The 24268-nt window shown below is 71.8% G+C and carries 1 protein-coding gene; it reads right to left on the bottom strand.

The annotated features are described in order from the left end of the window. Positions 1-30 precede the first annotated feature (30 nt). Positions 31-24258 (bottom strand): type I polyketide synthase, encoded by a 24228-nt coding sequence (locus HUW46_RS48255; protein ID WP_254126007.1) that lies wholly within the window; start codon positions 24256-24258, stop codon positions 31-33. Positions 24259-24268 lie beyond the last annotated feature (10 nt).

The raw sequence follows: 24268 nt of genomic DNA on the forward strand, positions 1-24268 counted from the left end.
GCTCCTCTTTCACACGAGGGAAAACCCGCATCACGAAATCCCGAATTCCTTGCCGATGAAGTCGAACATCTCATCGTCCGTCGCCGCGTCGAGCTCGTCCGCCACGGCCTCGCTCTCCTCCGCACTGCCCCACTCGCTCGCGAGCGCACGCAGCTTGGCCGTGATCCGCGCCCGCAGCACGCCGTCGAGCGAGTCCGCCGACAGCAACGCCTCCAGCCGGTCCAGCTCCGCCAGCCCCGCGTTCGCCTCGCCCCCCGCCGGCGCGAGCTTCTCGCGCAGGTGGTCGGCGAGCGCGGCGGGTGTCGGGTAGTCGAACACCAGCGTCGCGGGCAGCCGCAGCCCGGTTGCCGCGTTCACCTGGTTGCGGAACTCCACCGCGGTCAGCGAATCGAAGCCCAGCTCCTGGAACGGCAGCGACGGATCGATCGCCTCGGGTCCGGCGTGCCCGAGCACCGCGGCCGCGTACGCCCTGACCAGGTCCAGCAACAGCTCGACCTGTTCGTCCGCGATGAGCCCGGCCAGCCGGTCGGCCAGCGCACCGCCGTCGGGCGCGGACGATCCGGCCGCCGCCCGCCTGCCGGCCCTGACCAGGCCGCGGAACAGCGCGGGCAGGCTCGCCGGATCGGCCGTCTTGAGCGAATCGGTGTCCAGCCTGGCCGGTACCACCACCGCTTCATCCACTGTGGACGATGCGTCGAACAGCGCGAGCCCCTGCTCCGAAGCGAGCGGGACGATACCGCCCCTGCCCATGCGCTTCAGGTCGGCGTCGGACAGCTCCCCGGTCATCCCGCTGCTCTGCGCCCACATTCCCCACGCGAGCGACTGCCCGGCGAGGCCTTCGGCGCGGCGCTGCCCGGAAAGGGCGTCCAGGAACGAGTTCGCCGCCGCGTAGTTGCCCTGCCCCGCGCCGCCGAGCACACCGGCGATCGACGAGTAGAGCGTGAACTGGGCGAGATCGGTGCCCCTGGTCAGCTCGTGCAGGTTGAGTGCCGCGTCGACCTTGGGGCGCAGCACCTTCTCGAGCCGCTCCGGGGTCAGCGAGGACACGATGCCGTCGTCGAGCACACCCGCGGTGTGCACCACCCCGGTCAGCGGGTGGTCCAGCGCGATACCGTCCAAAACGGACCGCAGCGACTCCCGGTCCGCCGCGTCGCAGGCCACGACGGTCACCTCGGCGCCCGTCGCGGACAGCTCGGCCTCCAGCTCGGCGGCGCCCTCGGCGTCCCGGCCCCGCCGCGACGCCAGCACCAGGTGTTTGACGCCGCGTTCGGTCACCAGGTGCCTCGCCACCAGCGAGCCCAGCGTCCCGGTGGCACCGGTGACCAGCACCGTGCCGTCCGGGTCGAGCGCGCACGGCATGGTCAGCACGACCTTGCCGACGTGCTTGGCCTGGCTGATGTACCGGAACGCCTCGCCTGCCCTGCGGACGTCCCAGGTCTTCACCGGAAGTGGTGCCAGCACGCCCTTTTCGAACAGCGCGAGCAGGTCGACGAACATCTTCTCGATCCCGGCCGGGCCGGGGTCGCCGAGGTCGAAGGACCGGTACGCGACGCCGCCGTGCTCGGCCGCGACCATCGCAGGGTCCCGCGGATCGGCCTTGCCCAGTTCGACGAACGTGCCGCCGTGGCGCATCAGCCGCAGCGACGCGTCGGTGAAGTCACCGGTCAGCGAGTTGACCACGACGTCGATCCCGGACGGGAACCGCCGTTCGAAGTCGAGGTCGCGCGAGGAGGCGAGGTGCTCGTCGTCGAGCCCCATCTCCCGCAGCACATCCCATTTTCCGGGGCTCGCGGTGCCGTAGACCTCGGCGCCGAGGTGCTTCGCGAGCTGTACCGAAGCCATCCCGACGCCGCCGGCCGCGGCGTGCACCAGCACCGACTGGCCCGGCTGCGTGTTCGCCAGTTCGACCAGCCCGTAGTAGGCGGTCAGGAACACCGCGGGGGTCGAAGCGGCCTGCTCGAACGACCACCCGTCCGGCACGCGCGCCACCATCCGCGCGTCGGCGACCGCGACCGGGCCGAAGCCGAACTCGACCACGCCCATCACGCGGTCGCCCGGTTCGAGCCCTTCGACTCCGGCACCGACTTCGAGCACCACACCGGCCGCTTCGGTGCCCATCACCGCTTCGCCCGGGTACATGCCGAGCGTGATCAGCACGTCGCGGAAGTTGACGCCGGTGGCGCGCACCGCGATCCGGATCTGTCCGGCGGGCACCTCCTGGAGCACCTGCGGGCACGGGACGAGCGCGAGGTTGTCGATGGTGCCGGGCGTGGTCACGTCCAGCCGCCACGGGCCGTCGGCGGGCGGCACAAGCGAGGAGGTCCCCACTCGCGCGAACCGCGGCGCGAACACGCTGTCACCGCGCACCGCGAGCTGCGGCTCACCCGTCGCGACGAGATCGGCGACGGCGGGCGCGGTGCCTTCACCGAGATCAGCGAGGACGATCCTGCCCGGGTTCTCCGCCTGCGCCGATTTCACCAGGCCCCACACCGTCGCACCGGCGAGGTCGGTCACCGGTTCACCGGCGACCGCGACCGCACCTCGCGTGCACACCACCAGTTTCGCGTCGGCGAACCGGTCCTCGGCGAGCCAGCGCTGCAGGAGTTCGAGCACGTCCGCGGTCGCCGCGCGCACACCGTCGGCGTCTACTGTGGACTTCGGCACGATCGCGACGGCCACGAAATCGGCTTCCGGCATGGCATCCAGGTCCGGGTAGGACTCGGCGCCGATGCCGAGCGCGTCCTCGCCCAGCACTACGACCGAACCCGAGCCGGTGGCGGGCGCCACCGCGTCCCAGCTCACCTCGTACAGCGAGTCGTGCTGCGCCGACGAGGTGGGCGCGACGAGCCGTTCGGTCGCGGCGGGCCGCTGCACCAGCGACTCGACGAAGGCGACCGGCGCCCCGTTCGCGTCGGCGGCGAAGATCGTTACGCCGCCCGACGGCGCGGCGCTGACCTTCACCCGCAGTGCGGTCGCTTGCTTCGCGTACAGCGTCACGCCGGTCCACGCGAACGGCAGGCCTGGCCCGGAACTGTCGTTGCCGGTGGCGAGCACCCCGAGGCCGAGCGGGTGCAGTGCCGCGTCGAACAGCGCGGGGTGGATGCCGAACCGGGCCGCGTCGTCGTGGAACTCCTTCGGCAGCTCGATTTCCGCGAACACCGCGTCCGCCGTCGCCCACACGGTGCGCAGGCCGCTGAACGCCGGGCCGTAGGTGAACCCGGACTCGGCCAGCCCCGCGTACATGTCGTCGGTGGACACCACGTCGGCACCGGCGGGCGGCCACGCCATGAGGTCCATTGCGGGCTCCGGCACCGTCTCGGTGAGCCCGCCGACGGCGTTGCGGTTCCACGGACCGTCCGAATCGGACTCCGCGCGCGAGTAGAGCGCGAGCGAACGCCTGCCGTCGTCGGTGGCTTCGCCGAGCACGACGCGGAGCAGCATCGCGCCCTGCTCCGGCATCACCAGCGGCAGCTCCAGGGTGAGGTCCTCCAGCGCCCCGTAACCGAGTTCGTCACCGGCCCTGATCGCCAGCTCCACCAGCGCGGTGCCCGGCACCAGCACGGTGCCGCCGAGCGCGTGCCCGGACAGCCACGGGTGCGTGGTGAGGGAGATCCTCCCGGTGAAGACGCACCCGCCGCCCTCCGGCAGTTCCACCGCGGCACCCAGCAGCGGGTGCGCCGCCGAAGCGACCCCCGCCGAGGACATGTCGGCACCGCCGACGGTGAAGTCGAGCCAGAACCGCTCGCGCTGGAACGCGTAGGTCGGCAGCGGAACCGTCCTCGCGCCGGTCCCCGCGAAGTAGGCGGGCCAGTCCACGACGACACCGGACGCGTGCAACCGTGCGACAGCGGCCACGAGCGCTTCCACTTCACCGCGATCCCTCCGCAGTGCGGTGACGAGGGTGGCGGTTTCGGTGCTCTCGCGCGCCATCCCGGTCAGCACACCGTCCGGGCCCAGTTCCAGGAACGTCGTCACACCCTGTTCTTCGAGGTGGCGCACACCATCGGCGAACCGCACCGCCTCGCGCACGTGCCGCACCCAGTACCCGGGCTCGGTGACGTCCGCGACGCCACCGGTCACATTGGACACCACGGGAATCCGCGGCGCCTCGAACGCCAGTCCTTCGACCACGCGGCGGAACTCGTCGAGCATGGGCTCCATCAGCGGTGAATGGAACGCGTGGCTGACCGCCAGCCGCTTGGTCTTGGCGGTGAGGTTCGATTCGATCTCGGCGACCGCCTCGGCCTCACCCGCGATCACGATCGACGTCGGCCCGTTGACCGCCGCGATCGAGACCCTGTCCTGGTGCCCTTCGAGCAGGGGCACGACGTCCTTTTCGGTGGCCTGCACCGAAAGCATCGCCCCGCCGGACGGCAGCGCCTGCATCAACCTGCCTCGTGCCGCCACCAGCTCCGCGGCGTCCTCAAGGGACAGAACCCCCGCGACGTGTGCCGCGGTCACCTCGCCGATCGAATGGCCCGCCACGAAGTCCGGGCGCACACCCCACGATTCGACGAGCCGGTACAACGCCACTTCCAGCGCGAACAACGCGACCTGGGTGTACTGCGTCTGGCCAAGCGTTTCGGCGTCCTCGCCGAACATGAGGGCTTTGACCGGCCTGTCCACATGCTTGTCCACATGTGCGCACACCGCGTCGAGCGCGTCGGCGAACGCCGGGAACGCCGCGTACAGCTCCCGGCCCATCCCGGCGCGCTGCGAGCCCTGGCCGGTGAACAGCACCGCCGAACGCCCTTCACCGCGGGCGACTCCGGTGACCACGTTGCCGGCCGGGGTCCCGCCTGCCAGCGCGGAAAGCCCGCGCAGCAGTTCGTCGCGGTCGTTGCCCGTGACGACCGCGCGGTTCTCCAAGGACGCGCGCGTCGTCGCGAGCGAGTACGCCACGTCGAGATCGTTCTCACTGTCCACAGCGGACGCGAGGATGCTCGCCTGCGCGCGCATCGCGGCCTCGGTCTTGCCGGACAACACCCACGGCACCGGGCCGGCCGCGGCGGGCCTCGCCACCTCGGGCGCGGGTTCTTCGACGGCCTGTTCCAGGATGGCGTGCGCGTTCGTCCCGCTCACCCCGAACGCCGAGACACCGGCCCGGCGCGGCGCACCGGTCTCCGGCCACGGCGTGTTCTCCGCGAGCAGGGAGACCGCGCCCGCGGTCCAGTCCACATGGGACGTCGGATCACCGGAGTGCAGGCTCTTCGGCAGCACACCGCGCTGGAGCGTGAGCACCGCCTTGATCACGCCGGCGACCCCGGCCGCGGCCTGGGTGTGCGCGATGTTGGACTTGACCGAGCCCAGCAGGAGCGGGCGTTCCCGGTCCTGGCCGTAGGTCGCGAGCAGCGCCTGCGCCTCGATCGGGTCACCGAGCACCGTGCCCGTGCCGTGCGCTTCCACAGCGTCCACATCGGACGGTGCGAGCCGCGCACTCGCCAGCGCCTGCCGAATCACCCGCTGCTGCGAAGGACCATTCGGCGCCGTCAACCCGTTCGACGCACCATCCTGGTTCACCGCCGAACCCCGCACCACCGCAAGCACCTCGTGCCCGTTACGACGCGCGTCCGACAGCCGCTCCACCAAGAGCATGCCGACACCCTCACCCCAGCCCGTACCGTCCGCGGACTCCGAGAAGGACTTGCACCGCCCGTCACCGGCAAGCCCGCCCTGGCGGTCGAACTCCACGAACGCCGCCGGGGTCGCCATCACCGCGACACCACCGGCCAGGGCCATCGTGCACTCGCCCTGGCGCAGTGCCTGGCACGCCAGGTGCAGCGCGACCAGCGACGAGGAGCACGCGGTGTCGACGGTGACCGCCGGGCCTTCGAGCCCGAGCGCGTACGAGACCCGTCCGGAGACCACGCTGCCGGCGGTCCCGGTGAGCAGGTAGCCCTCGACGCCTTCGGGCACTGACGCGAGCCCGGTGCCGTAGCCCGAGCTGGACGCGCCCGCGAAGACGCCGGTTTGGCTGCCGCGCAACGAAAGCGGGTCGACACCCGCGCGTTCCAGTGCCTCCCACGACGCTTCCAGGAGCAGCCGCTGCTGCGGGTCCATGGCGAGGGCTTCCCGTGGTGAGATGCCGAACAGCGTCGCGTCGAAATCCGTTGCCCCTTCGACGAAACCGCCGACCGGGACCTCGTCCGATGCCGGGTCGATCGGCCAGCCGCGGTTGCCGGGGAAGGTCGAGATGGCGTCGCGCCCTTCGACGAGCAGGTCCCAGAACTGCTCCGGCGAGGCGACCCCGCCGGGCAGGCGGCAGCTCATCCCGACGATCGCGATCGGTTCGTCCGCCGCGACGGCCACCGCGGCCGGTGCGGCCGCGCTGCTTTCGCCACCGGTGACCTCGGCCAGGATGTGTTCGGCGAGGACAGTCGCGTTGGGATAGTCGAAGACCAGGCTGCTCGGCAGTTTCAGCCCGGTCGCGGCGGCGAGCCTGGTGCGCACTTCCACGGCGGTCAGCGAGTCGAAACCGAGATCGCGGAACGCCTGGGCCGGCGAGATCTCCCGCGGCCCGGCGAACCCGAGCACCGCGGCGGCCTCGGCGCGGACCAGTTCCAGCACTGTGCTCCGGCGCTCGCCGTCGGCGAGCCCGGCGAGCCGGTTGGCGAACGCGGAACCGGTGGAAGCGACATCCGGTTGCGCGGCCGCGATGGCGTCGCGGACTTCGGGGATCTCGTCGATGAGCGGGCGCGCCCGTTCGGCGGTGAACCCGGGCACGAACTTCGCCCAGACCACATCGGCCACCGCGACGAACGTCTCGTCGTGTTCGACCGACCGCACGAGCGCGGACACCGCCAGTTCCGGCGCCATCGGGAGGACACCGCGGCGGCGCAGGTGGTCCTCCGCGGCCTCGCCGGCCGCGAGTCCGCCTCCACCCCAAGCGCCCCAAGCGATCGAGGTCGCGGTGAGGCCGCGTGCGCGCCGCTGTTCGGCCAGCGCGTCGAGCGCGTGGTTCGCCGCGGCGTAGGCGGCTTGCGTGCCGCTGCCCCACACTCCGGCGTTGGAGGAGAACAGCACGAACGCGTCCAGCTCGGCGTCACCGAGCAGCTCGTCGAGGTTGAGCGCGCCGGTGACCTTCGCGTCGAGCACGTAACCCGCGTCGGCGAAGCCCATGTCGGTCAACGCCGTGGCCTGCCCGACGCCCGCGGCGTGGACGACCGCGGACATCGGTCCGTGCTCGTCGAGCAGCGCGCGCACCGACTCGCGGTCGGCCACGTCGCACGCGGCGATCGTGACGCGCGCGCCGAGCGCGGTCAGCTCGGCTTCCAGCTCGGCGGCGCCCGCGGCATCGCGGCCGCGGCGTGAGGTCAGCACGAGGTGTTCGGCGCCGTGCTCGGCGGCCCACCTGGCGACGTGCCCGCCGAGCGCACCGGTGCCGCCGGTGACCAGGACCGTCCCTTGTGGACGCCACTCGCGCACCGGTGCGCGATCGCCGAGCGGCGAACGGACCAGGCGCCTGGCGAAGACGCCGGAGTCGCGCACCGCGAGCTGGTCCTCGTCGCCGATCCCCGCGAGCACGGCGGCGAACCGCCCGCGCGCCCGCTGGTCGCCTTCGACGGGCAGGTCGACGAGTCCGCCCCAGCGGCGCGGGTGCTCCAGTCCGATCACTCTGCCGAAGCCCCAGACGCGGGCCTGCGCCGGGGTCGCCGGGGAATCGGCCTTGCCTACCGACACTCCGTCGTGGGTAACCAGCCACAGTGGACGGTCGAGCCCACTGTCCGCCATGGCCTGCACGAGCGCCAGCGTGCGGGCGAGCCCGGTGGGCAACGCCGGGTGCGCCTCGCTCGGTGTCTCGTCGGCACCGAGCAGGGACACCACGCCCGACAGCTCATCGAAGGCGGCGAGCTTGGCCGCGATCTCCTCGCGATCGGCGTCGGCGAGTTCGAGCAGCTCCACCTCGGCGCCCGCCGCACTGATCGCGTCGGCCACCCACGAGGGTGCTTCGTCCGGACCGGTCACCACGAGCCAGGTCCCGGACAACGCCGCCGACCCGGTGGTGAGCGGCTTCCACGTGATCGCGTACCGCCAGTCGTCCATTGTGGACCGGCTGATCCGCTGTTTCCGCCACGACGACAGCACGGGGAGCACGTCGCCGAGCGCGGAGCGGTCGCCGTCGACTTCGAGCGTTCCCGCGAGCGCCTCCAGGTCCTCGCGCTCAACGGCGTCCCAGAACCGGGCGTCCACCGCGTCGGCGGTACCGGCGGCCCGGAACGACTCGGCGGTGGGCAGGTCGAGCCAGTACCGCTGCCGCTGGAAGGCGTAGGTCGGCAGGTCGACCACCCGTCCCGGGAGCGGCCAGCCGATCGGGACACCGGCGACGTGCAGACCGGCCAGCGCGGTGATCAGGGTCTGCGGCTCGTCGCGGTCGCGGCGCAGTGCCGTCACCAGCGTGGCGGATTCGACGCTTTCGCGCGCCATTCCGGTCAGGACACCGTCGGGGCCCAGCTCCAGGAACGCTGTCACACCCTCGTCTTCCAGGTAGCGCACGCCGTCGGCGAACCGAACCGCCTCGCGCACGTGCCGAACCCAGTACTCGGGATCGGTCACCTTCGCCAGCGCACCGGTCACATTGGACACCACCGGCAGCTTCGGCTCCTGGAACGACAGACCGCGCGCGATCTCGCGGAACTCCGCCAGCATCGGCTCTATCCGCGGCGAATGGAACGCGTGGCTCACCGCGAGGCGCTTCGTCTTCCACTCCCAGGACGCCTCGAACCCGGCGATGACTTCTTCGTCACCGGCGATCACGACCGACCTCGGCCCGTTGATCGCCGCGATCGAAACTCGCTCTTCGAGTCCTTCGAGGAGCGGTGTGATTTCGGCTTCGGTGGCCTGTACCGAAAGCATCGCCCCACCGCTGGGCAAGGCCTGCATCAATCGGCCCCGTGCCGCCACCAACGCGGCAGCGTCCTCAAGCGACAACGCCCCGGCCACATGCGCCGCGGTCAGCTCACCAATCGAATGCCCGGTGACGAAGTCGGGCCGCACGCCCCAAGACTCGACCAAGCGGTAGAGCGCGACTTCCAGTGCGAACAACGAAGCCTGCGTGTATTGCGTCTGGTCGAGTAGCTCACCATCGTCGGCGAACATCAACTCCTTCACCGGACGATCCAGGGACTTGTCCAGTTCCGCGCAAACGGCATCGAGCGCGTCCGCGAAAACGGGGAACTCCCCATATAGCTCGCGACCCATCCCCGCACGCTGCGAACCCTGACCCGAGAAAAGCACCGCGGACTTCGCCCGTCCCGCCGCGTTCCCGGTCACGACGTTCGCCGACGGGGTCCCGTCCGCGAGCGCGGCCAGGCCGGACAGCAGTGCCTCGCGATCGGCCCCGACGACGACCGCGCGGTGGTCGAACCGGGTGCGCGCGGTGGCCAGGGTGTGCGCGACGTCGGCGGCCGAGTGGTCGACGCGGTCCAGGTGCGCACGCAGCGCGGCGGCCTGCGCGGCCAGCGCCTCGGGGTTCTTGGCGGACAACAGCCACGGCACGGCCGCGGTGGGTTCGGCAGGCTCCGGGACTTCCGCTTCCGGTGCCTGTTCGAGGATGGTGTGCGCGTTCGTGCCGCTGACCCCGAACGACGACACCCCCGCGCGGCGGGGCGCACCGGTCCGCGGCCACGCGGTGGCCTCGGTCAGCAGGGAAACCGCGCCCGCGGACCAGTCGACGTGACTCGACGGTTCGTCGACGTGCAGCGTCGGTGGCAATACGCCGTGGCGCAACGCCATCACCATCTTGATGATCCCGGCGACCCCGGCGGCCGCCTGGGTGTGCCCGATGTTCGACTTGACCGAGCCCAGCCACAGCGGCTTTTCCCGGTCCTGCCCGTAGGTCGCCAGCAGTGCCTGCGCCTCGATCGGGTCACCGAGCTTGGTTCCCGTGCCGTGCGCCTCGACAGCGTCCACTTCGGACGGTTCGAGCCGCGCGCTGGCCAGCGCCTGCCGGATCACCCGCTGCTGCGCGGGGCCGTTGGGCGCGGTGAGGCCGTTCGACGCGCCGTCCTGGTTCACCGCGCTGCCGCGCACCACGGCGAGGATCCGCCGTCCGTTGCGGCGGGCGTCGGAAAGCCGTTCCACGAGCAGTAGTCCGGCGCCCTCGCCCCAGCCGGTGCCGTCCGCCGCCTCGGCGAACGCCTTGCACCGGCCGTCGGTGGCCAGGCCGCGCTGGCGGGAGAACTCGGTGAAGGTGCCGGGGGTCGCCATGACCGTGGCCCCGCCAGCGAGCGCGAGATCGCATTCGCCGGAACGCAGCGCCTGCGCGGCGAGGTGCAGCGCGACGAGCGAAGCCGAACACGCGGTGTCCACGGTGAGCGACGGTCCTTCGAGACCGAACACATAGGACACTCGGCCGGACACGACGCTCGCCGCGTTCCCGGTGCCCTGGTGGCCTTCGAGGTTCTCCTCGCTCAGCGCGACGTTGGTCGAATAGTCCTGCCCGTTGGTGCCCGCGAAGACACCGGTCGCGCTACCGCGGACGGTGGCGGGATCGATCCCGGCGCGCTCGAAGGCCTCCCACGCGGTTTCCAGCAGCAACCGCTGCTGCGGGTCCATGGCAAGGGCTTCCCGGGGCGAGATCCCGAAGAACACCGGGTCGAAACCCGAAGCCCCGTGCAGGAAACCGCCCTCGCGCACGTAAGAAGTGCCCGCGCGGTCCGGGTCGGGGTCGTAGAGGCTCGCGAGGTCCCAGCCGCGGTCCGACGGGAACTCCGAGAGCGCGTCGGTACCGGAGAGGACCAGGTCCCAGAACTGCTCCGGAGTGGACACTCCGCCGGGGAACCGGCAAGCCATCCCGACGATCGCGATCGGCTCGTCCGGTGCCACCGCGCTCACCACCGCCGACGGCGTGGCACCGGCACCCGCGAGCTCATCGACCAGGTGGTCGGCGAGCACGAGCGGGGTCGGGTAGTCGAACACCAGCGTGGCGGGTAGCGAGCGCTCCACCGCGGCGCCGAGCTGGTTGCGGAGCTCCAGCGCGGTCAGCGAATCGAAGCCGAGATCGCGGAACGCGCGGTCCGCGTCGACCTCGTCGGCGCTGCCGTACCCGAGCACGGCGGCCACCAGCGACCGCACCACGCCGAGCACCTCGTCGGCGGCCTCCGCACGGGGCAACCCCGCCACGCGCGAGGCGAACCCGGTGACCTCGGCGAGCTCGATCGACCGCGCCTCGACCAGATCCGCCAGCAGACCGGCGGTGCGGCCGGCGCCGAAGACGGACCAGTCGACATCGGCCACGGTCACCGAACCGTCGTCCGCGGCGAGCGCGCCTTCGAGCGCCTTCACCGCGAGTTCGGGGCGGAGCGGGGTCAGGCCGCCGCGGAGCGCGCGGTCCTCGATCCCGCCCGCCGCGGCCATCCCGCCACCGGCCCACGGGCCCCACGCGATCGCGGTCCCGGCGAGGCCGTCGGCGCGCCGCTGCGCGACCAGTGCGTCGAGGTAGGCGTTCGCGGCCGCGTAGCTCGCCTGTCCCGCACCGCCCCACACCCCGGCGACGGACGAGAACACCACGAAGAAGTCGAGATCGGTGGTCAGCTCGTGCAGGACGCGGGCCGCGTCGGCCTTCGGCCGCAGCACGGCGGCGATCCGGTCCGCGGTCAGCGAACCCACCACGCCGTCGTCCACCACGCCCGCCGCGTGCACCACGCCGCGCACCTCGTGTTCGGCGAGCACCGCGGCCACCGCGTCGCGGTCCGCCGCGTCGGCCGCGGCGAACGACACCGCGACACCGGCCGCAGTCAGCTCCTCGGCCAGCTCGGCCGCGCCGTCCGCGTCGCGCCCGCGCCGCGACATCAGCACGATGCCGGGCACGCCGCGGCCCGCGAGCCACCGCGCCACGTGCGCACCGAGCGCGCCGGTGGCGCCGGTGACCAGCACCGTGCCGTCCGGCGTCCACTCCGGAACGTCCACAGGGGACGGTGCGGGCGCCAGCCGCCGCGCGAACAGCCCGCCACCGCGGACCGCTACCTCGGGCTCACCCGAACCCACCGCGCTCGCGAACCGGCCCGCGGTCCGCTCGTCCGGCGCCGGGGGAAGATCGACCATGCCGCCCCACCGCAGCGGGTACTCCAGTGCGACGGAGCGCGCGGCACCCCACACCAGTGCGGCATCGGGATCGGCGCCTTCGGTGCCGACGGCGACCGCGCCCCGCGTCACGCCCCAGATCCTGGCGTCCACGTCGGCGTCCTGCAGCGCCTGCACCGCGGCGACGAACCCGTAGAGGTCCGCGGCCACCAGCACCCCGGCGAAACCGGGCTCCAGATCGCCGAGCGTGGCCGCCAGGTCCGCGCGCTCGCCGAGGTCGACCCGGACCAGGTCGGCGCCCGGCAAAGCGGGGACCTCCCCGATTGCCAGCCATCGGCCGGACACCTGCCCCGAAACGCTGAGAGGCTTCCACACCACCGCGTACCGCAGACCATCCACAACGGACTGTTCGCGGAGCTGGTTCCGCCACGACGACAGCGCGGGCAGCGCCTCGCGGAGCGGCTGGTCCCCGTCGAGGTTCATGGATCCGAAGTCTTCGCGTTCGATCGCGTCCCAGAACCGGGCGTCGACGGCGTCTCCGACCCCGCCTTCCTCGGCGGCGTCGAGCCAGTACCGCTGCCGCTGGAAGGCGTAAGTGGGGAGGTCCACGGTTCGGGCACCGGTACCCGCGTAGAAGGCTCGCCAGTCCACCGGCACCCCGGCGGCGTGCAGCCCGGCGACGGCCGCGGTCAGCGTGTCGGCCCCATCGCGGTCGCGGCGCAGCGCGGTGCTCAGCGTCGCGGATTCGATGCTGTCCCCGGCCATCCCGGTCAGCACGCCGTCCGGCCCCAGTTCCAGGAACGCCGAAACCCCTTGGCCTTCCAGGTACCGCACACCGTCGGCGAAGCGGACCGCCTCGCGGACGTGGCGCACCCAGTACCCGGGGTCGGTCACGTCGGCGACCGCACCGGTCACGTTGGACACCACCGGAATCCCCGGCGCTTCGAACCTCAGGCTCTCGGCGACCTTGCGGAACTCCGCCAGCATCGGCTCCATCCGCGGCGAATGGAACGCGTGGCTCACCGCGAGCCGCTTGGTCTTCCATTCCCACGAAGACGCGAACCCGGCAATGATGTCCTCATCGCCCGCGACCACGATCGACCTCGGCCCGTTGATCGCCGCGATCGAAACCCGCTCTTCGAGCCCCTCCAGAAGCGGCGTGATCTCATCCTCGGTGGCCTGCACCGAAAGCATCGCCCCACCCGTGGGCAGCGCCTGCATCAACCGGCCCCGCGCGGCCACCAAAGCCGCCGCGTCTTCGAGACTGAGGACCCCGGCCACATGCGCCGCCGTCAGTTCACCGATCGAATGCCCGGTCACGAAGTTCGGACGGATCCCCCACGACTCGACCAAGCGGTACAACGCCACTTCGAGCGCGAAGAGGGAAGCCTGCGTGTACTGGGTCTGGTCGAGCAATTCGCCGTCCTCGGCGAACATCAGCTCCTTGATGGGGCGGTCCAGGTGCGTGTCCAAATGCGCGCAGACCGCGTCGAGCGCATCGGCGAAAACGGGGAACTCCCCATATAGCTCGCGACCCATGCCCGCGCGCTGCGAACCCTGACCCGAGAACAACACCGCCGAAGCGGTCTCTCCCCTGGCGACACCGGAGACGACCGACGCCGCGATCTCGCCGTCGGCGATCGCGCGCAACCCGCCGAGGAGCGTTTCGCGGTCACGGCCCAGCACGACCGCCCGATGTTCGAGCGCCGCGCGCGTAGTGGCCAGCGAAAGCGCCACGTCGAAGTCGGCGAATTCGTCCACACGCGACAGAAGCCGGACGGCCTGCGCGCGCACCGCGTCCGCGGACTTGCCCGACAGCGGCCACGCCACCGGACGGTCCACCACGGGACGGTCCACCACGACGGCGTCGATCGCGGGCGCCTGTTCGAGAATGGTGTGCGCGTTGGTACCGCTCACGCCGAACGCGGAAACCGCGGCACGGCGCGGCGCCCCGGTTTCCGGCCAGGCCACGGCATCGGCCAGCAACGACACCGCGCCCGCCGACCAGTCCACATGCGACGAAGGCGTGCCGAGGTGCAAGGTCTTCGGGAGCGTTCCGTGCCGCATCGCCATGACCATCTTGATGATCCCGGCGACACCGGCAGCGGCCTGCGTGTGCCCGAGGTTCGACTTGACCGAACCGAGCAGGAGCGGCTCCTCGCGGTCCTGGCCGTAGGTCGCGAGCACCGCCTGCGCCTCGATCGGGTCGCCGAGCACGGTGCCCGTGCCGTGCGCTTCGACCGCGTCCACATCGGACGCGGACAGCCGCGCGTTCGCCAGCGCGTCGCGGATCACGCGCTGCTGTGCCGGGCCGTTCGGCGCGGTGAGCCCGTTGGACGCGCCGTCGGAGTTGACCGCCGAACCGCGGACCACCGCGAGCACGGTGTGCCCGTTGCGCCGCGCGTCGGAGAGGCGCTCCACCAGCAGCATGCCGACGCCTTCGCCCCAGCCGGTGCCGTCCGCGTCGTCCGAAAAGGACTTGCACCGACCGTCACCGGCGAGCCCGCCCTGGCGTTCGAACTCGGCGAACGCGCCCGCGGTCGCCATCACCGCGACACCACCGGCCAGCGCCATCGAGCACTCGCCCGAGCGCAGTGCCTGGCACGCCAGGTGCAACGCGACCAGCGACGACGAGCACGCGGTGTCCACGGTCAGCGACGGGCCCTCCAGCCCGAGCGCGTAGGACACCCGGCCCGAAACCACGCTGCCCGCGCTCCCGGTGAGCGAAAACCCTTCCGCCCCTTCGGGAAGTTTGACCCCGATGCCGTAACCGGAGGCCGAAGCACCGGCGAACACCCCGGTTCGCGTGCCCCGGACGGAGTGCGGGTCGACACCGGCGCGTTCCAGCGCCTCCCAAGCCGACTCCAGCAGGAGGCGCTGCTGCGGGTCCATGACCACCGCTTCGCGCGGGGAGATCCCGAACAGCGACGGATCGAACTCGGTGGCGTCGTAGACGAAACCGCCTTCGGGGGCGTCTTCGGGATTGAGCCGCCAGCCTCGGTCGGCCGGGCTCACCGAGATCCCGTCGCCGCCCGCGAGCACGAGTTGCCACAGGTCCTCCGGTGACGAGATCCCGCCGGGGAAGCGGCAGCTCATCCCGACGATCGCGATCGGCTCGTCGGCTCCGGCGGCACCCGGCGCGGTGACCGGTACGGCGTCGGCGCCGACGACCTGCGCCAGCAGGAAATCCGCCAGCGCGACCGGGGTCGGGTGGTCGAAGACCGCGGTCGACGGCAGGCGCAGCCCGGTGGCCGCGGTCAGCCGGTTGCGCATCTCCACCGAGGTCAGCGAATCGAAGCCGAGTTCGCGGAACGCGCGGCCGGGCTCGACCTGCTGGGCGCCCGCGTAGCCGAGCACCGCGGCGGCCTCGGCGCGGACCAGCTCCAGCACGGTGCGCCGCCGCTCGGCCTCGGGCAGCCCGGAAATCCGGTGCGCCAGCACCGATCCCGGGTCACCGTCCGGTTCGGACTCCGCCAGCGCGCGCTTCACCGCGGGCAGGTCGCCGATCAGCGGGCGCGGGCGCGCCGCGGTGAACGTCGGCGCGAACAGCTCCCAGTCCACATCGGCCACCACGACGCACGTGTCGTCGTGCTCGACCGCGGCCGCCAGCCCGGACAGCGCCAGTTCCGGTGCCATCACGGCGATCCCGCGGCGACGCAGGTGCGCCTCGGCCAGTTCGCCACTGGCGAGGCCGCCGCCTGCCCAGGCGCCCCACGCGACCGAGGTCGCGGTGAGCCCGCGGGCGCGGCGCTGTTCTGCCAGCGCGTCGAGGAAGGCGTTGCCTGCCGAGTACGCGCCCTGGTCGCCGCTGCCCCACACCCCCGAGTTGGAGGAGAACAGCACGAAGGCGTCCAGCTCGGTGTCACCGAGCAGCTCGTCGAGGTGCGCCGCACCGGCCACCTTCGCCGAAACGACGTCGGCGAACTCGCCGACCCCGGTGTCGGTCACAGCGGCGGACTGGCCGACCCCGGCGGCGTGCACGACGGCGGTCAGCGGGTACTCCGCCGGGATGGAGGCCAGCACGTCGGCCAGTGCGTCGCGGTCGGCGGTGTCGCACGCTTCGACCGTCACGGCTGATCCGAGTTCGGTCAGCTCGGCGGCGAGCGCGTCGACGCCGTCGGCTTCCCAGCCGCGGCGCGAAGTCAGCACCAGGTGCTGGGCACCGCGCCGGGCGAGCCAGCGCGCGACCTGCGCACCGAGCGCACCGGTGCCGCCGGTGACCAGCACTGTCCCTTGTGGACGCCATTCGCGTACCGGTGGCGCGTCCCCGGTCGCGGCGGTGACCAGCCTGCGCCCGAAGGCCCCGGAGGACCGCACCGCGACCTGGTCCTCGTCCGCGATCCCGGCCAGCGCCGAAACGAACCGCGCGCGTGCGCGCTCGTCGACGGTCTCGGGTACGTCGATCAGGCCGCCCCAGCGACGCGGCTGTTCGAGGCCGATGACCCGGCCGAGGCCCCACACCAGCGCCTGCGCCGGGCTGCCGAGCCGGTCGGATCCGCCGATCGACACGGCGCCACTGGTCACCGACCACAGCGGCGATTCCAGCCCGGCGTCGGCCATCGCCTGGGCGAGCACCAGCGTTCCGGCGACGCCGGCCGGCACCACCGGGAACTCCGCCGACGCCCGTTCGTCCGTCCCGAGCAGCGACACCACACCGCTGAGCGGCGCTTCGTCTCGAAGCCTTCCAGCCAGCGCTTCGCGATCGAGATCGTCTTCGTCGAGGTGGAGAACGCTCACCTGCGCGCCCGCGGCCGTGAGCGCTTCATCCGCCCAGTCGCCATCGTGGCCCGCCGGGACCACCAGTAGCCACCGGCCGGTCAAGATGCCTTCGCCGGTGGTGTCGAGCGGTTTCCAGGTGACCCGGTACCGCCAGTCGTCCACGGTGGACTGGTCCCGCCGCTGCCGCCGCCACGACGACAACGCGGGCAGCACCGCGCTGAAGGGCTGGTCACCGTCGATCCGAAGCGTCTCGGCGAGCGATTCGAGGTCCTCGCGCTCGACCGCGTCCCAGAACCCGGCGTCGGGCGCGTCAGACGCGACGGGCAGGAGACCCGCCTCGGGCCAGTACCGCTGCCGCTGGAACGCGTAGGTCGGCAGGTCCACCGCGACGGCGCCGGTCGGGGCGAAGAACGCGGCCCAGTCGACGGCCACACCGGCGACGTGCAGTCCGGCCACCGCGGTGACCAGTGCCCGCGGCTCGTCGCGGTCGCGGCGCAGGGCCGGTACCAGTGCGGCGTCCGAAAGGGACTCCGACGCCATTCCGGTGAGGACACCGTCGGGGCCCAGTTCCAGGAATGCCGACACGCCCTGGTCTGCCAGGTACCGGACGCCGTCGGCGAACCGCACGGTCTCGCGCACGTGCCGGACCCAGTACTCGGGGTCGGTCACGTCCGCGGTCGCACCGGTCACATTGGACACCACGGGGATCTGGGGTTCCTGGAACGACAGCCCTTCGGCGATCCGGCGGAACTCCGCCAGCATCGGTTCCATCCGCGGCGAATGGAACGCGTGCGACACCGTGAGGCGCTTGGTCTTCCAGGTCCACGCCGACTCGAACCCGGCGATCACATCCTCATCACCGGCGACCACGACCGACCTCGGCCCATTGACCGCCGCGATCGAAACCTTGTCCTCAAGCCCTTCCAGCAGAGGTGCGATGTCAGCTTCGGTCGCCTGCACCGAAAGCATCGCGCCACCCGTAGGCAGCGCCTGCATCAACCGGCCCCGCGCCGCCACCAACGCCGCAGCGTCCTCAAGGGACAACACACCCGCGACATGCGCCGCAGTCAGTTCACCGATGGAATGCCCCGTCACGAAATCGGGTCGGATGCCCCACGACTCGACAAGCCGGTAGAGCGCCACTTCGAGCGCGAACAACGAAGCCTGCGTGTACTGCGTCTGGTCGAGCAGCTCACCGTCCCCGGCGAACATCAACTCCTTCACCGGACGATCCAGGGACCTGTCCAGTTCCACACACACCGCATCCAACGCGGAAGCAAAAACGGGGAACTCCCCATATAGCTCCCGGCCCATCCCCGCACGCTGCGAACCCTGACCAGAGAACAGGATCGCGGATTTCGCGCGCGCCGTGGCGACGCCGTCGAGCACGGCGGCCGAAGATCCCTGCGTCACCACGGTTTCGAGGCCGCGGCGCAGCTCGTCGCGGTCCGATCCCAGCACCACCGCGCGGTGGTCGAACCGGGCGCGGGTGGTGGCGAGCGAGAAGCCGAGGTCCGCGATGGACAGCTCGGGATTTCCGTCCACATGCGACAGCAGGCGGGTGGCCTGGTCGCGGACCGTCTCCGCGCCCTTGCCCGAGAGCACGAACGGCAGCACTCCGGTCTCCTGGGAGACCGGTACGACGGCTTCAGCGGCCGGTGCCTGCTCGATGATGGTGTGCGCGTTGGTGCCGCTGACGCCGAACGCGGAGATCGCGGCACGCCTCGGCGCGCCGGTTTCCGGCCACGGCATGGTCTCGGTGACGAGCGAGACGGCACCGGCGGACCAGTCGACGTGCGGGGTCGGCTCGTCCACGTGCAGCGTCGCGGGCAGCACGCCGTGCCGCATCGCCATGACCATCTTGATCACGCCGGCGACTCCGGCCGCCGCCTGGGTGTGGCCGAAGTTCGACTTCACCGAACCGAGCCAGAGCGGTTCGCCTCGGTCCTTGCCGTAGGTCGCGAGCAGTGCCTGCGCCTCGATCGGGTCACCCAAGGTCGTGCCGGTGCCGTGCGCTTCCACCGCGTCCACATCGGACGCGTCGAGCCGCGCGTTGGCAAGGGCCCGCCGGATCACCCGCTGCTGCGAAGGACCGTTCGGCGCCGTCAACCCGTTCGAAGCGCCGTCCTGGTTGATCGCGGAACCCCGCACCACGGCCAGGATCCGGTGGCCGTTGCGCTGGGCGTCCGAAAGCCGCTCGACGAGCAGCATCCCGACGCCCTCGCCCCAGCCGGTGCCGTCGGCCGCCGCCGCGAACGCCTTGCACCGGCCGTTCGACGCGAGCCCCCGCTGACGCGAGAATTCGACGAACGTGCTCGGCGTCGACATGACCGTGACACCACCGGCCAGCGCCATCGTGCACTCGCCGGAGCGCAGCGCCTGCGCGGCGAGGTGGAGCGCGACCAAAGATGACGAACAGGCGGTGTCCACGGTGACCGCCGGGCCCTCCAGGCCGAACACGTACGAGACCCGGCCGGACACCACGGCGGCCGCGTTGCCCATGCCGAGGAAGCCTTCGACGCCGTCGGACGCGCCGGGGGACATCGCGAACCCGGCGGCGTAGTCCTGGCCGTTGGTCCCGGCGAAGACACCGGTGCTGGTGCCCCGCACGGCGGCGGGGTCGATCCCGGCGCGCTCGAACGCCTCCCACGACGCTTCGAGCAGGAGCCGCTGCTGCGGGTCCATCGCCAGCGCTTCGCGGGGTGAAATGCCGAAGAACGCGGGGTCGAACTCGCCCGCGTCCCGGAGGAAACCGCCCTCGTCGGGGCTGCCGTTGCCGGGATCCGGCCGGTACAGACCACCCGCGTCCCAGCCGCGGTCGGCGGGGAACGGGCCCATCGCGTCGGTACCGGAAACCACGAGCTGCCACAGCTCTTCCGGCGACGAGACACCGCCGGGGAAGCGGCAGCTCATCCCGATGATCGCGATCGGCTCGTCCGCGGGAACCGACGACACCGTCCGCGCGGTGACCGCCTCGGCGCCGCCCAGCTCGTCCGCGAGATGTACGGCCAGCACGTCCGGCGTCGGGTAGTCGAAGACGATCGTGGCGGGCAGCGCCAGCCCGGTCGCCGCGCCGAGCTGGTTGCGGAACTCCAGCGCGGTCAGCGAATCGAAGCCGAGGTCGCGGAAGGCCCGTTCCGGGTCGACCGACTCCGGTCCCGGGTAGGCGAGCACAGCGGCGGCGTACGCGCGAACGAGGTCGAGCAGCGCTTCGTGCCGCTCCCCCGCCGACAAGCCCGCCAGCTGACCGAGGAACTCGGAACCGCCCACCTCGGCCGGTGCTTCGGCCGCCAGCAGTGCCCGCATCTCGGGCAGGTCGCCGAGCAGGGCGCTCGGCCGCGCCGAAAGCACCCCGGCGCCGAACCGGTCCCACACGACATCCGCGACGGCGACGAACGGGTCACCCGACGCGACGGCTTGCCCCAGTGCGAGCAGCGCCTGGTCCGGCGACAACGGCGGGACGCCACCTCGCCGCGCGCGCTGGTCGACGACCTCGGCGTCGGCCATTCCGCCACCGGCCCACGGCCCCCAGGCGATCGAAGTCGCGGGGAGTCCTTCGGCGTGGCGTTGTTCGGCGAGTGCGTCCAGGAAAGCGTTTGCGGCGGCGTATCCGGCCTGTCCGGGACTGCCCACGGTGCCGGAGAAAGAAGAGAAGAGCACGAACGCGGACAGGTCCATGCCCGCGGTCAGCTCGTGCAGGTTCACCGCACCCGCGACCTTCGGCTGAAGAACTCGCGCCACCCGCTCCGGCGTCAGCGAATCCAGCACCCCGTCATCGACGATCCCCGCGGTGTGCACCACCGCGTCCACCGGAACCTGCTCCAGCAACGCCGCCACCGCGTCCCGATCCGCCACATCGCACGCCACGATCGTCACCCGCGCACCCGCCGCGACAAGGTCCGCCTCCAACTCGACGGCACCCACGGCATCCCGGCCCCGACGCGACGTCAACACCACATGCTCAGCACCGCTGGCCACCAACCACCGAGCCACCCGCGCACCCAACGCACCCGTACCACCGGTCACCAGAACCGTGCCTCGCGGCGTCCATTCGGCTCCCGCTCCGGGGGCCCGCACCAGGCGACGACCGAACACCCCGGACGGCCGCACCGCGACCTGGTCCTCACCACCACCGGCGAGGACCGACACCAGGCGCGACCACGCCCGCTCGTCCGGATCCGCCGGGAGGTCGACCAGACCTCCCCAGCGCCGCGGGAGTTCCATCGCGGCGACCCGGCCGAAGCCCCACAACTGCGCCTGCACGGGGTCGACCTGCTCACGGCCACCCGTGGAGACCGCGCCCCTCGTCAGCGTCCACAGTGCACCGTCGAGACCGGAATCCTCCAGCGCCTGCACCAAGGTGAGCGTGCCGGAGAGGTCCAGCAGGGACACGACACCGGTCGGTGCCTGGTCCGCCGCGGCCGCGCGGAGGCGTTCGGCGACCGCGGCGCGGTCCAGGCCGGTTGCCGCCAGTTCGATCCGGACGACCTCGGCGCCGTGCGCAGCGAGCGCATCTGCCACCGGGTGTTCGCCGACGGCGTCGGTGGACACCACGAGCCAGGTCCCGGACAGTACCGCGGGCCCCGGGGTGAGCGGCTGCCAGGAGATCCGGTACCGCCAGCCATCCACAGTGGACTGCTCGCGGCGCCGACGACGCCACGCCGACAACGCGGGCAACACTGCACTGAGCGGATCATCCACCCCCACCTGCAACGTGCTCGCCAGCACCTGCAGATCCTCCCGCTCGACCGCGTCCCAGAACTGGGCGTCGACGGCATCGACGGGGGCGGCGTCTTCGGGGAGTTCGTCGGGGTTTTCCAGCCAGTAGCGCCGGTTCTGGAAGGCGTAGGTCGGCAAGTCCACGCGGCGCGCGCCGGTGCCGTCGAAGTAGGCAGGCCAGTCGATCCGCACACCAGCGGTGTGCAACCGGCCCAGTGCGGCGGTGAGGGCCTCCGCCTCGTCCCGGTCGCGGCGCAGCGCGGGCACCACGGCGACGTCCGAAACGGACTCCTGCGCCATCCCGGTGAGGATCCCGTCCGGGCCCAGCTCCAGGAACGCCGAAACCCCTTGTGCGCGCAGCGATCGCACGCCGTCCGCGAACCGCACCGCCTGGCGCACGTGCCGCATCCAGTACGCCGGGTCGGTCACTTCGGCGGCCGACAGCACCGCACCGGTCACATTGGACACCACGGCGAGCTTCGGCTGGTGGAACGAAAGCCCTTCCGCGATGCGCTGGAACTCCGCGAGCATCGGTTCCATCCGCGGCGAGTGGAACGCGTGCGAAACCTTGAGGCGCTTGGTCTTCCACTCCCACGCCGACTCGAACCCGGCGATCACGTCCTCGTCACCAGCGACCACGACCGACCTCGGCCCGTTGATCGCCGCGATGGACACCCGGTCCTCAAGCCCTTCCAGCAAGGGCTTGATCTCCTCCTCGGAGGCCTGCACCGAAAGCATGGCACCGCCCGCGGGCAGCGCCTGCATCAACCGGCCCCGAGCCGCCACCAACGTCGCAGCGTCCTCAAGCGACAGCACGCCCGCCACATGCGCGGCGGTCAGCTCACCGATCGAATGCCCGGTCACGAACTCGGGACGCACGCCCCACGACTCGACAAGACGGTAGAGCGCGACTTCCAGCGCGAACAAGGAAGCCTGCGTGTACTGGGTCTGGTCGAGCGGCTCGCCGTCCTCGGCGAACATCAGCTCCTTGACGGACCGGTCGAGATGGGTGTCCAGATGCGCGCACACGGTATCGAGCGCGTCCGCGAAAACGGGGAACTCCCCATATAGCTCGCGACCCATGCCCGCACGCTGAGAACCCTGACCAGAGAACAACACCGCCGCGACGGCGGTACCCCTGGCCACCCCGGTGACGACGTTCCCCGCGGCGCCGCCCTCGGCGAGCGCGGTGAGGCCGCGCCGGAACTCGTCGTGGTCGCGGCCGACCACCACGGCGCGGTGTTCGAGCGTCGCGCGGGTGGTCGCGAGCGAGAGCGCCACGTCCGCCACGTCGTCCACAGTGGACACGAGGTGGGCGGCCTGCGCGCGCAGTGCGTCGGGCGTCTTACCGGCCAGCACCCAGGGCACAGGACGGGTCGGGGGTTCACGATCCTCCGCTGGTGCGACAACAGCGGGCGCCTGTTCGAGGATCGTGTGCACGTTGGTGCCACTGATGCCGAACGACGAGATCGCCGCACGGCGCGGCCGGTCCACTTCCGGCCAGTCGACGTTCTCGGTGAGCAGGGAGACCGCGCCCGCGGTCCAGTCCACGTGCGGGCTCGGCTCGTCGATGTGCAGGCTGCGCGGCAGCACCCCGTGCCGCATGGCGAGGACCATCTTCATCAGCCCGGCCACCCCGGCCGCGGCCTGGGTGTGCCCGATGTTCGACTTCACCGAGCCCAGCCACAGCGGCCGGTCCCCAGCGCGCTTCCGGCCGTAGGTCGCGAGCAACGCCTGCGCCTCGATCGGGTCGCCGAGCGTGGTCCCCGTTCCGTGCGCCTCCACAGCGTCCACATCGGACGCCGACAGCCCGGCACCGGTCAGCGCCTGCCGGATCACCCGCTGCTGCGCGGGACCGTTCGGGGCGGTCAGCCCGTTCGAGGCGCCGTCCTGGTTCACCGCGCTGCCCCGGACGACGGCGAGCACGTCGTGCCCGTTGCGGCGCGCGTCGGACAACCGTTCCACCAGGAGCAGGCCGACACCTTCGGACCACCCGGTGCCGTCGGCCGAGGCGGCGAACGGCTTGCAGCGGCCGTCGGGGGAAAGCCCGCGCTGCTTGCTGAATTCGATGAACGCGGCGGGGCTCGACATCACGGTGACACCGCCCGCCACCGCCATCGAGCACTCGCCGGACCGCAGCGCCTGCACGGCGAGGTGCAGCGCCACCAAAGAGGACGAACACGCGGTGTCCAAAGTGACCGCGGGGCCCTCGAGACCGAAGGTGTAGGCGACGCGGCCGGAGACGACACTGCTGACGTTCCCGGTCAGCAGGTGGCCTTCGACGCCTTCGGGCAACGCGGTCAGCTCGGCGCCGTAGGGCTGGTTGGAGGCGCCGATGAAGACGCCGACCTGGCTGCCCCGGATCCCGGTCGGCGACAGGCCAGCGCGTTCGAACAGCTCCCACGACGCCTCCAGCAGCAGCCGCTGCTGGGGGTCCATGGCGAGGGCTTCGCGCGGGGAAATCCCGAACAGCTCGGGGTCGAACTGGTCGGCGTCGTGGACAAAACCGCCCTCGCGCGTGTAGGTGCTGCCGGACTGGTCCGGGTCGGCGTCGAAGAGCCCTTCGAGGTCCCAGCCCCGGTTCGACGGGAACGGCGTGATCGCGTCACCGCCGGAAGCCACCAGGTCCCACAGCTGCTCGGGAGTGGCGACGCCGCCGGGGAAGCGGCAGCTCATGCCGACGATCGCGATCGGCTCCCTGGCGGCGTTGACCAGTTGCTGGTTCTGCTTGCGGAGCTGGTCCCGCTCCTTCACCGAAGCCCGGAGGGCCTCGACGACCTTGTCCTGCGATGCCGCCATCTTCCGCACC

The organism is Amycolatopsis sp. CA-230715 (genome assembly GCF_018736145.1).
Classification (GTDB): domain Bacteria; phylum Actinomycetota; class Actinomycetes; order Mycobacteriales; family Pseudonocardiaceae; genus Amycolatopsis.